9 protein-coding genes are annotated in these 11,237 nt (G+C 70.3%); 5 read left to right on the forward strand and 4 right to left on the reverse strand.

What is annotated here, in order from left to right:
• The first annotated feature begins 49 nt into the window (after positions 1 to 49).
• Both ligA and ACFWFZ_RS03780 read left to right on the forward strand, forming a co-directional pair.
• Positions 50 to 2,101: an NAD-dependent DNA ligase LigA gene (gene ligA, locus ACFWFZ_RS03775; RefSeq protein WP_387116326.1), complete on the forward strand. Its 2,052-nt coding sequence runs from the start codon at positions 50 to 52 to the stop codon at positions 2,099 to 2,101.
• Between the two features lie 88 nt (positions 2,102 to 2,189).
• The gene (locus tag ACFWFZ_RS03780; RefSeq protein ID WP_387116040.1) at positions 2,190 to 2,516 is read left to right on the forward strand and encodes a hypothetical protein; all 327 of its coding nucleotides are present in this window, start codon (positions 2,190 to 2,192) and stop codon (positions 2,514 to 2,516) included.
• Between the two features lie 1,181 nt (positions 2,517 to 3,697).
• Here the strand turns inward: ACFWFZ_RS03780 and ACFWFZ_RS03785 are convergent.
• Entirely contained in the window at positions 3,698 to 4,357 is a 660-nt protein-coding gene (locus ACFWFZ_RS03785; protein WP_387116330.1) for a TMEM175 family protein, read from the reverse strand.
• A 165-nt stretch (positions 4,358 to 4,522) separates the two neighbouring features.
• On the opposite strand from ACFWFZ_RS03785, the gene ACFWFZ_RS03790 reads away from it, so the two are divergent.
• A complete protein-coding gene (locus ACFWFZ_RS03790; RefSeq protein WP_387116043.1) occupies positions 4,523 to 4,738 on the forward strand; it encodes a hypothetical protein in 216 nt (71 codons plus the stop codon).
• 770 nt (positions 4,739 to 5,508) lie between these two features.
• On the opposite strand, the gene ACFWFZ_RS03795 is transcribed toward ACFWFZ_RS03790, so the two are convergent.
• Positions 5,509 to 6,546 carry an ATP-dependent DNA ligase gene (locus ACFWFZ_RS03795; RefSeq protein WP_387116045.1) on the reverse strand — a complete coding sequence of 346 codons (1,038 nt, stop codon included), beginning with the start codon at positions 6,544 to 6,546 and terminating at the stop codon, positions 5,509 to 5,511.
• A gap of 21 nt (positions 6,547 to 6,567) precedes the next feature.
• The gene (locus ACFWFZ_RS03800) at positions 6,568 to 7,557 is read right to left on the reverse strand and encodes a Ku protein (protein WP_387116048.1); all 990 of its coding nucleotides are present in this window, start codon (positions 7,555 to 7,557) and stop codon (positions 6,568 to 6,570) included.
• 1,011 nt (positions 7,558 to 8,568) lie between these two features.
• Between ACFWFZ_RS03800 and ACFWFZ_RS03805 the strand changes: the two genes are divergently transcribed.
• Positions 8,569 to 9,723 carry an aminotransferase class V-fold PLP-dependent enzyme gene (locus ACFWFZ_RS03805; RefSeq protein WP_387116051.1) on the forward strand — a complete coding sequence of 385 codons (1,155 nt, stop codon included), beginning with the start codon at positions 8,569 to 8,571 and terminating at the stop codon, positions 9,721 to 9,723.
• Positions 9,724 to 9,790: 67 nt separating this feature from the next.
• On the opposite strand, the gene ACFWFZ_RS03810 is transcribed toward ACFWFZ_RS03805, so the two are convergent.
• Complete coding sequence (locus ACFWFZ_RS03810; protein WP_387116055.1) at positions 9,791 to 10,750, reverse strand: hypothetical protein; 960 nt, start codon at positions 10,748 to 10,750, stop codon at positions 9,791 to 9,793.
• Positions 10,751 to 10,944: 194 nt separating this feature from the next.
• On the opposite strand from ACFWFZ_RS03810, the gene ACFWFZ_RS03815 reads away from it, so the two are divergent.
• On the forward strand, positions 10,945 to 11,229 hold the full coding sequence (locus tag ACFWFZ_RS03815) for a heavy-metal-associated domain-containing protein (RefSeq protein ID WP_387116058.1): 285 nt from the start codon (positions 10,945 to 10,947) through the stop codon (positions 11,227 to 11,229).
• Positions 11,230 to 11,237 lie beyond the last annotated feature (8 nt).

An 11,237-nucleotide genomic window follows, 5' to 3' on the forward strand; every position in this document is an offset into this window, starting at 1 on the left:
GCGGACACGACGGGGCCGGACGGCGGCGTTGTCAGTGCCGGGCACGATGATGACCTTCATGACCGAAAACAGTGCCCTGCTCTCTCCTGCCGACTATGTGGACGCCGTGACCACCGCCGTGGCGGCGTCGGCCGCGTACTACGGCGACGGGACCACCCCACTCGGCGACGACGAATACGACGGGCTGCTGCGCGTCATCGCGGCCTACGAGGAGGCCCACCCGGACGAGGTGCTTGCCGACTCGCCGACCGGGAAGGTGGCGGGCGGAGCTGTTCAGGGGGATGTGCCGCACTCGGTGCCGATGCTCTCCCTCGACAACGTCTTCGACGCCGACGAGCTCGCCGAGTGGGCCGCAGGGCTGGAACGGCGCCTGGGGCGTCCTGTGGCCGGGTGGTGTGTGGAGCCCAAGCTCGACGGCCTCGCGGTGGCCGCCCGGTACCGGGGAGGTCGGCTCGCGCAGATCCTCACCCGCGGCGACGGCTTGGCCGGCGAGGACATCACCCACGCCGCCGACGCCGTCCTCGGTCTGCCGCCGGTACTCACCCAGCCGATCGACGTCGAATTGCGCGGCGAAGTGCTGCTGAAGACCGCGCAGTTCGAGGAGGCCAACCGGATCCGGCTCGCCCACGAGGCCACCCCCTTCGCGCACCCGCGCAGCGGAGCGGCCGGCACCCTGCGGGCCAAGGACCGCCCCTACCGCATCGAGTTGACCTTCTTCGCCTACAGCGCGATCGGCCTGGACGAGCTCGGCCACGTCGCTCTGCTGGAGACCCTGGCCGCGCTCGGCGCGAACACGGCCGCCAGTACGGCCGCCGCCCCGATGCGGTGCGAGACCGTGGAGCAGGTGCAGGAACGCATCGACATGATCGCCGGTCTGCGCGCAGACCTGCCCTTCGGGATCGACGGAGTCGTCGTCAAGGCCGACACGGCCGCCGACCAGCGACAGGCCGGCAGCGGCTCGCGCGCCCCGAGATGGGCGGTGGCCCGGAAACTGGCGGCAGAACACAAGGTGACGCGCCTGCTGGCGGTGGAGTGGAACGTCGGCCGGACCGGGATCATCGCCCCGCGCGCCGTCCTGGAGCCCGTCGTCATCGACGGGGTGACGGTCACCTACGCCACCCTGCACAATCCGTCCGACATCACCCGTCGCGGGCTCATGATCGGTGACCAGGTGTTCGTGTACCGGGCCGGCGACGTGATCCCCCGGATCGAGGCACCGCTGATCGACCAGCGCACCGGCGCCGAGAGCCCGATCGCCTTCCCCGAGGCGTGCCCCCGCTGCGGCGACGCGATCGACCCGTCCGAGCAGCGGTGGCGGTGCGTGCGCGGCCGCACCTGTCAGGCCGTGGCCTCGGTGATCTACGCGGCCGGCCGGGACCAGCTCGACATCGAAGGCCTCGGGGGCACGCGCGCCATCCAGCTGGTGGAGGCCGGTCTGGTCAAGGACGTCGCCGACCTGTTCACGCTGACCCGCGAGCAGCTCCTCGGTCTGGAGCGCATGGGTGAGACCAGCGCCGCCAACCTCCTGGCCGCGATCGAGACCGCCCGCGGGGCCGCATTGAGCCGTGTGTTCTGCGCGCTCGGTGTCCGCGGCACCGGGCGCACGATGTCCCGCCGGATCGCCGCGTACTTCGGCTCGATGGCCGCGATCCGGGCCGCAGACGCGGACACGCTGGCCGGGGTCGACGGCATCGGCACCGAGAAGGCCCGCGTCATCGCGGCCGAACTCATCGAACTCGCCCCGCTCCTCGACAAGCTCCAGGCCCAGAAGGTCGGCATCCAGGTCACCGAGCCGCAGAAGCCCGCCACCGACGCAGACGCCGACAAGGATCCGGCGGGCTGCCCGCTGGCCGGACAGGCCGTCGTGGTCACCGGCTCCATGACCGGCCCCCTGGCGGTGTTGTCCCGGAACGAGATGAACGAGCTGATCGAGCGGGCTGGCGGCAAGGCATCGTCGTCGGTGTCCAAGCGCACCACCCTCCTGGTGGCGGGGGAAAAGGCCGGCTCCAAGCGCACCAAGGCCGAAGAACTGGGCATCCGCATCCTCGACCCAGAGGAATTCGCCGTCCTCGTCGCCGACCTCCTTCCCACCACCTATTGATCCGCATCGCTTTGAAATTCTCGGCCCCGAGCGGATGGCGGATCAGGACGACAGCCCGGGCCGCTCAACCATCGGATGGCGTCAGGGGATGACCGAAGCCGAGGCGTGGGAAGCCAGCCGGGGTATCTGGAAGTTCAACGCCGACCGTGCTCTCGCGCAGGACGAGGTGCAGATCGTCAACACCGAAGGCACGGTGCTTGCCCTCGCCAGGATCACCGGGATCTCCAAGCACGGTGACCGGTACGCGCTGGAGGGTGAGGTGCTGCGGGGCGACTCGCGGGTTGGCCAGCCGACGCCGTGGCCGCACCTGGCCGGGTGCTGCCGGTGTGGCCGAGGCCGCATCCCCAGCGTCCAGTCCTGGACGGTTCGCCCGCTCCAAGTCCCTGATCCTGCAACGAGATGCCGACTGCGATGAAGGAGCTTGCGGTGCCGTTAACGTCCTCGTGGCACATCAACCACGACACCACGTACAACCCGGCCGAGTACGCCCATTGGTCGCGGTACAGGCGGTCCCAGCCACTGCGGGGTGGGAGTCCACTGCGCAGGTGCGGGCGTACACCGCCGAGCAGCGGCTCGCTGGCCGGGCGCAGGTGCTGATGGCTCTGAGCGGCGTCGACGCGCTCGGCCGCGGGGCTGGCCGTCTGCGTGGGGAGCGGCGAAGCGGCGTACGACCCGGCCTTCCTCGTCCCGCTGGACGTCGCCGCGGCCGTCGGGGACGGTGTCCGTCAGGCGCCGCTGGAACTTTCTCGCCGGAGCGACACAAGCACAGTGCCGTCTCGGAGCTGTATGAGCTGCTGTCGAAGGAGAGGCGACCGGGGAGGTGAGGTGGAGCACGCGCCGGCCGGAGTGTTCCACCTTCTGCGGTACAGCCCGGGTGCCCCCACAGGGCCGCGTACGGCGGCCCGCCCGGGACGTGCGAAGGGCGTCCGACCGGGCTCGTGTGTCCACGATGCCAGCTGGGCCCCGGCTGGCGGTCGAGCCGCGGCCGCTACGGTGTCAGACCGCTTCCCGCCCTGCCCCAACGAGGTAGCTGTGCGCCCGCCGCGCCGGGCGCACAGCGGACCACCACGCCCGCGCGAGTCGTTGTACTGCGCGGCCCGCAGGGCACGGAAGCGCGTGGTCTGTGGGGCGGGCTTGCTGCCCTGGGGCGGTTGCCTTGGCTGATCGCCGAGTTTCCGGAAAGTCTCGGTATACACCTGTGCCGAGAGACCGGCCTTGTGGATCGCGTTCACGGCGGTGAACACCTCGCCCGCGTCGGCGGCGCCGAAACCGGCCCCGCCGAGCGCAACAGCCCGTTGAAGTTGAAGGCAGGGTCCGTGAAGAGGGTCATTACCCCGGGCGTGGGTCCGCCCCGGGGGCGGAGATCGAGTCTGAGGGGGTGGGTGCGGGCGAGGCCCCCGACGGCGTGCACCCGGCGGCCAGCGCGGCCCCGGCCCCACCGATCAGCCGGCCGAGCGTGGTGCGGCGGGTGGGGCAGGCGGGGCGATCACTCGGTACGTAGGTCATGGCAGCCGAACGGAGGAGCCGCACCTGCGACCCCCTTGCGCCCGACACCCGTCGTTCCCCGAATGGCGCTTCACACCGTGCCTGGATGCCTCAGCCGCCCGGGGCGGGAGGTGGTTGGGTGGCCGCGCGCAGGCGCTTGCCCCGCTGGCCCAGCACCACTTTCACCGGGACCAGTACCGCCCACCACAGTTGCGCGCCCGTCGGGGAGACGAAGGCGAGCGGCACGGCTACAGCGAAGACCAGCACCATCGACGCCAGATCGAGCACATCGTTGCGCGCCACAGGATCGGGCATCGCCGTAGTGCTGAGCCACGGGCGCTTCCACAGCACGACCGCCAGCGCGAGCTGTGCGGCCCCGATGGCCGCGACGGCGCCGGAGTAGACCGCCACCGACTGGGGCCGGTCCCCGTACTCGGCCAGCAGCGTGGTGGGGAACGGCATCAGGGCGATCAGCCCCAGGTTCAGCAGCCCGAGGTTGAGGACCGTCCCGTCCACCTCCCGCACGTATTGGAAGACCTGGTGGTGGCCCCGCCAGAACGCTGCGATGACCACGAAGCTGAGGGCGTACGCCCACAGGTTCGGCAGAACCTCCTCCAGCGCCTCTTCAAAACCGGCCGGGTCGAGCTCGGCGGGCAGCGTGATGTCCAGCGCCAGCAACGTCATCGCGATGGCGAAAACACCGTCCGACAGCGCGAGGACCCGGGTCGCACTCCCCTCGTCGTCCCGCACTCGCTGATGGCCGTTCACCAGGCCACGATAGGGTTGAACATGCCGGAATGTGCTGATTTACGCGGGCGCGTTACGTGAACTCGGTCAGGGGCTCTGAGGAACATCCGTGCCAGTCGACGCGACACAGGCCTGCCTCGCCTCGCCCTGTGGGCCCGGTCCGAGCCGCCTGTACGCCCGGCTCCGAGCATGCTGACGGCCCCTACCGTCGTCGGCCTGCTGGCCGCAGGAGCGGTCGCCGACCTGCGCGAGCCGTGGATCCGGATCGGGTACGCGGTCTGGGGCCGCCCGCTGGCCCACTGCCCGATTGCCCTGCACACCGACCTCGCCGCGAACACGACGAAGAAGACTCCCCATAGCGCTTCCGCCGCCAAGGCCCCCGGAGGGCCCAGTCCCAGCGGCTGAATTCCCGCCGAGAGGGAGGTCGCCGACGCGGGACGGGCGGAGCTCGTCCCGCGCAGCCCGCCCCGCGGCCGTCTGCCGAGGGCCTGTGGCGACTCCGGCTCCAATCGGCAGTGCGGCACGGGACCGGAGGGGACCGTGCGCAGCTACTACGAGGATCTGATCGTGGGTGGCGGGCGGCCGGGATCCCTCGACGCGGTGGAGGGGCCGGAGGGCACTGGGCTTTCACTGGTGCGGGGTGGGGCTATGGGCTGGTGGTGCAGTTGGTGATGGGGATGTAGAAGCGATCGTGGTCGAGGATGCGGTCGACGTCGTACCAGCGGCCCAGGCGGCGGCCGGCTTCCTGGAGTCCACCGCCGCGAGGCCACCCCCGCCGACTACGCCCGCGCCGCGCTCCGCGTCATCCGCGAGATCTCGTAGCAGGGCCTACCAATGGCATATGGCGGCCTGTGCGGGGCAGGCGCCGACTGGGGTCGGACCCGGTCTGTGCGCCTTCCACTCGGCACACCGGGCCCGACCCGCCGACGGTCATCATGTGTGGGTCGCCGGCCCACTCTGGGCACCGCCTGGCGGTGCCAACGGACCCAGCGTGTGGGTAGCCGCCTGGTAAGCGGCTCCCTTGGCAAAGGATCGAGCGCCTCGTCCGGAGCCACCACGACTGGCAGGTGACCCCCGCCTGGGGAACTTAGGCTGGAGACGGCGGCCGGCGCGCTGAGCGGCCCCCCGGCCGTCACCCGTGAGCACCTGCCCCACCTCCCCCTCCGTGCAGGTGCTCACCCAGACCCCTCTGCCGGTGGCGCGCTCGGACCGGGACTGAACAGCGGCACCTCCTCCACGGTCACGTCCAGGCGCAGCCGTTTGAAGCGGACCGGGTGCCGGAAGACACCGCCTCGGTCGACGGCCGTGTCGGCGCTGATCTCCGCGACCAGCTCGGGGCGTACGAGGGTCACGTTCAGGATGTCCCGGCTGCCCCACGCCGACGCGAACCGCCATCCTTCCCAGGGGTGTCCGGCCTCGGCGGCGATGAGGTTGCCGCCGACAAGGCGCGCCAGCTCGGCGCGCAGCGGGGCCGTGCGGCCGATCGTGCGGAGGTCGCCGTAGGCGTCGTGGCGGCCCAGGAGGAGGAGCTGGGGGCGGATCATGGTGCCGGTGATCGCGCCGATGATCGCTTCCGTGGTGTTCCGGCGGCGGAGTTTGTACCATCCTCTGTGTCCTGGCCGGTAGGGCTGGTTCATGGCTTTGACCACGATGCCTTCGACGCCGGAGATCTCGGTCCAGGACTCCAGCCACTGCTCTGCCTTGAGTAGGTCCGTAGTCATCGGGCACAGCGTCCAGGGCGCCGAGAGATGCCGCGCGGCGAACAGGGCTTCCAGCCGGAGGCGCCGTTGGCGGTAAGAGAAGTTGATCAACTCGCTTCCGTCCTGTTGCAGGATGTCGAAGGCGATGAAGAAGGCGGGCAGCGACGTGGCGAGCGCGCGCGTGCTGCGGCGGCCGCGGGCGGTGGTGCGGCGCTGCAATCCCTCAAAGGAGAGATGGCCTGCCTTTGTGTCCCAGACAACGAGCTCCCCGTCCAGGACCAGGCCGTCGGGCAGCTTGTCCGCCGCGGTGACGAGGTCGGGGAAGCGGTCCTGGATCAGCGATCCGCGCCGGGTCTGCAGCAGCATGGCGCTGTCCGGCCCAGTGGGGGTGAACAGCAGGGCCCGGTAGCCGTCGAATTTCTGCTCGAACGCCAGCTCGCCCAGCACTCCCGGACCCGGCACCGACTCCACGGCCTGCGCCAGCATCGGCTCCACCGGCGGTCGCAACGTCACCCTGGCCGCCCTGCCTCTCGCTTACGTCCGGGAGGAGGACAGCGCTTTCACGAGGTCCTCGCGGGTCATGTGCGAGCGGCCGGGGACGTCGGCGGCGGCTGCCTTCTTGTAGAGGTCGGCCTTCGACAAGCCGCTCAGGTCTTCCTTCGGCGCGGAGCGGATCCGCTTCTTCACCCCCGGCTTCTTCTCGGCGGTCTTGCCGGAGGCGGTGGCCTTGCCGCCGGTGGCCTTGGGGCTGCCGGCCCGCTCGACGCTGGCGCGCAGGGCCTCCATGAGGTCGACCACGCCGGTCGGCTCGGATGCGGGCTCGGCCTTCTCCACCGTCTCGCCGGACCGCTTCGCCTCGATCATGGCGGCGACCTTCTCCTGGAAAGTGTCGTGGAACTGCTCCGGGTCCCACTTCATGCTCAGGGCGTCGATGAGCTGCTCGGCCATCTGCAGCTCCTTGTCGGAGGCCTTCGCCCTGCCGGGGAGGCTGTCGATCTCCTTCTCCGGGTCCCTGATCTCGTCCGCCCAATGCAGGGTGTGCAGGGTCAGAAGGCCGTTCTCGGCCTTGAGGGCGACCAGGTACTCGTGCTGGCGCATCACGAACGTGGCGATCCCGGCCTTGCCGGTCTTGGCGAGGGCCTGCTCCAGAAGGCTGTAGACCTTGCCGTACTCGGCTCCGCGCGGTCCCAGGTAGTAAGTCTTGTCGAAGAAGATCGGGTCCACTTCCGCGATGTCGACGAACCCGGCGATCTCCAGCGAGCGGGAGCGGCCCGGCGCGATCTCGTCCAGTTCCTTCGGCTCGACCAGCACGTACTCCCCGCCCGCGTCGTAGCCCTTGACGACGTCGGAGAGGTCCACCTCGTCGCCGGTCCGCTCGTTCACCCGCCGGTTGCGGATCCGGTCCGCGGTCCAACGCTGCAGCTGATGGAAGTGGATCGTGTGGCTGTCAGTGGCCGTGTAGAGGCCCACGGGCAGGCTGAACAGGCCGAATGACAGGTTTCCGGCCCATACGGGACGCGCCACGACAGCCACCTCCTCCAGTCGCCCCTTGCTCTTCCAGCTGACGGCTTGTGTCCGTTGATCGCATCCCTCCTTCGGAGTAATCGAAATCGACCGCCGGATGCTGGAGTGCCGCGAGTGCTGGTTGAAGGACGCCGCCACCATCCAGGCCGACGCTGAGCGGATCGCCCAGACGTACGGCGGCGGCGCCGGCCACGCGGCCGCGCTGCTGGCGGAGACCGAGCTGGCCGGGGAGGAGTGCGTCCTCGATCCGGTCGCGGATCTCGGACTGGGCATGCCGCACTTCCACCTCCACACAGCGCACGCCCAGACCTGTACGAGCAGCCTCTGGGCCTCGCCGAAGACATCACCCCGCGCGTCCAGGCGATCCCGCCGGACGCCGCCCACCTCGACATCACCGGTGCGCTCCGCTACTGGTCCCTTCTCTGGGGCTGGAAGTGTGGCGCGAGGCGTATTGCGAGGTTTGGTGCAGCTCAGCGACGGTGCGTCTCACGGTATCGAGTGCGACAGGTGTGGCGCCATCGCTGGATCGAGCGACGTTGGGCGGGCCGAGAGCAGAGTGGCTCTGCTCGACCATTTCGCCGCCCGGCGGTGTAACGGCTTGTGGGTGGAGAGTCGTCGGCGGTGTATGGCGGACTGCCGCTGTGGGGTCCCAGGCACCCGAGCGCGCGGTCGAGGGCGCCAGTCGGCGCGGGCGGCGGGGCCGAGCTGCCTTCAGCAGCCCTAAAGAGCTCCCGCAGCAGCTGGGTGCCGCAGCAGGCGCCCCCGGCGATCGCCGGCTGAGGAGGCGCCTGTGGGCGCTTTGCGTAACCTCGTGACCTGAAGGGCGCCGGACAGTTATTCCGACACCGCTCGGGCGGTCGTGGTGCAAAGGGGTGCTGGATGTCGATGACAAGTCGGCGTGGTCTGCTGACGAGATCTGCGGGAGCGGTGGCGGTCGCACTCGTCCCCGGCTGCAGCGCAGCAGGGGCGGACTCGTCGCGGGAGCGGCCGGTCGCGACGGTCGACGGGCGTGTGGACTGGACCGCCTTGCGGGCGCAGTTCCGTCTGGAGCCGGGGTGGGCGAACCTTGCGTTGTTCTATCTGGCCTCGCATCCGAAGGTGGTGCGGGGTGCGGTGGATCATCTGAGCGCACAGGTCGACGCCAATCCCCTCTCGGTGCCCACGGGGCTGGCGCTGCCCGATGGTCCCACCGGTTGGCCCCGGGTACGTCAGGCGCTCGCGGACTATCTGGGCGGCCGGGCCGAGGACATCGCGATGACGGCGAGCACGAGCATCGGGCTGGGCGTCTTCTACAACGGCGTCGTGACCCGTCCGGGACAGGAGTTCCTGTTGACGGAGCACGACCACACCGCCCATCGCACCGCCGCCCGGCTGGCCGCCGACAAGCACGGCAACACGCTGCGGCTGGGCTCGTGGTTCGACGATCCGGCCACCGCGACGGCGGACGGTATCGCAGCGGCGGTCGGCGAGGCGATTCGCCCGAACACCAGAGTAGTGGGGATCACCTGGGTGCAATCGAGCACGGGGCTTCGGATGCCGGTGCGTGCGGTGGCCGAGGTGGTGCGACGGGCCAACGAAGGCCGCAGCCCTGCCGACCGGTGCCTGCTGGTCGTCGACGGCGTGCACGGGCTGGCGGCGATCGACGAGGATGCCGCCGGCCTGGGCGCGGACGTGGTGATCGCCGGGACGCACAAATGGCTGTTCGGCCCAAGGGGAACGGGGCTGGTGTGGGTGGCGCCGGACGTCCTCGACCAGCTGCGGCCCACATTCGTGAGTTTCATCAGCGGCGGGGGAGCAGCGCCCTTGTCGCCCGGCGGGTTTGTGGCGTTCGAGCATGCCTTCGCACTGCCGGTGGCGGTAGCGCTGCATGAGCAGCTGGGCCGAGCACGCGTAGCCGCCCGCATCACGCAGCTGTCGACGCAGGTGAAGCAGGGACTGGGCCGCATCCCCGGGGTCACCGTGCACACCCCTGCCGACGCGAAGCTGTCCGCGGGCATCACCTGTTTCAGCGTGGCCGGACACACTCATCAGCAGGTCGTCGACCACGCCGCCACCCGCCGCGTGCGGCTGTCCACCTCGACCTACACCCGGATCGGTACCGCCGTTATCAACACGCCGGCCGAGATCGACACCGCCCTCAACAGCCTGGCCGACCTCACCCGCTGAGCCCGGCCCTGACACCGACCACTTCTCGGCGTCGTCTTCGGTGAGGAAGCCGCTGCTGGCCGGCGGGTCAGTGGTGTTCGGCGCTGGTGTGGTCCTCGTGCTGTGCGGTGGGGGCGGTCGTGGTGCTGTTGGTGGTGTGCAGGGTGAAGGCGGCGGTGCGGACGGTGCCTTGGTGCTTGAAGTCGAGAAAGAGGCGGTAGGCGCCCGGGGTGGGTGCGGTGGCCATGAAGGAGATGCCGGGGCCGGGCTGGGTGGTGCCGTCGCCGGGGGTGCCTTCGGGGTGGACGTGGAGGTAGGCGAGGTCGCCGGAGCGCAGGGCGACGAGGTGGCCGTAGGCGCCGAGGTAGGGCTCGAGATCGGTGACGGGGTTGCCGTCCTTCGCCACGCTCAGCGTCAGGCCGGTCATCCTGCCGGCCGTGAGGGTGCCCTCGAGGGTGATGGTGTATCCGTCGACTTCGGCGGTGGCCTTCTGGGGCGGTAGCTCGCGCGGCTGGTAGAGGCCGGCGACGGCGAGGTCTGCGCCCAGGGTGAGGGGCTTGGCGCCCTGCCCTGCGGGGGTGAAGTCGGCGAAGACGCGGTAGTCGCCTGCCGCGGGCACGTCGACGGGGGTGCTCCAGGTCCCGTCCGGCCCCAGGGTGGGGTGGAGGTGGCGGAAGGTGTTCAGGTCGCGTGAGGCGACGATGAGGTGCAGGTCCTTGTCGTGGGCGGTGGCGTAGGCGGTGACGGCCTTACCGGCCCCGTCCTTGATGGCGAAGCGCAGTGGGGCTTCCTGGCCGGCGGCCAGGCGCGGGGTCAGCAGGTCGAGGGTGTAGCCGTCCTGGGAGATCTGCAGTCCGCCGGGGAGTGGCGGTGTGGCTGCGGTGTGCTGGTCGCCGTGGTTCATCGCGTTGCTCTCCTGATGTGCGGCGTGCGGGGTGGTGGGCGTGTTGCCGGTGAGGGGATCGGCCACCGCTCCTATGCCGTAGGCGCCGGTGAAGGCGAGAGCGAGGGCTGCGCCGTAGAGGCCGATCTTGGCTGCGGTGTTCATGGTGGTCTCCCGTGTCGTACGCGGGCCGGCGCGGCGCGCTGAAAGGTTCCCGATGGATCCCGAGGATACCCCCTGGGGGTATCAATGCAACCGGCGAGAGGTGTTTGCTTTTCATACCGGGTGGGGGTATACCTGAATCAGCCCGCAGATACCCCCAGGGGGTATCGCCCACTCGATAGATGTTGGAGAACCAGATGTCTTCGTCTTGCTGCTCCCCGAACAACACCTGCTCCACCGCCGCGCAGTCGTCGGCGGCCGTGGACGGCGTCCGCACCGTGTATGCGGTGGCGGGTATGACCTGCGGTCACTGCAGGGACGCGATCACCAAGGCGGTCGGCGCCGTGGACGGCGTCAGCCGCGTCGAGGTGGACCTCGCCTCCGGGCAGGTCACCGTGGTCAGTGCCGCCGATCTCGACGACCGGGTGATCGCCGCCGCCGTGGACGAGGCCGGTTACGAGGTCACCGGCCGCACGGCCTGACCCGCCGC

The organism is Streptomyces sp. NPDC060232 (assembly GCF_042726555.1).
Lineage (GTDB): Bacteria > Actinomycetota > Actinomycetes > Streptomycetales > Streptomycetaceae > Streptomyces.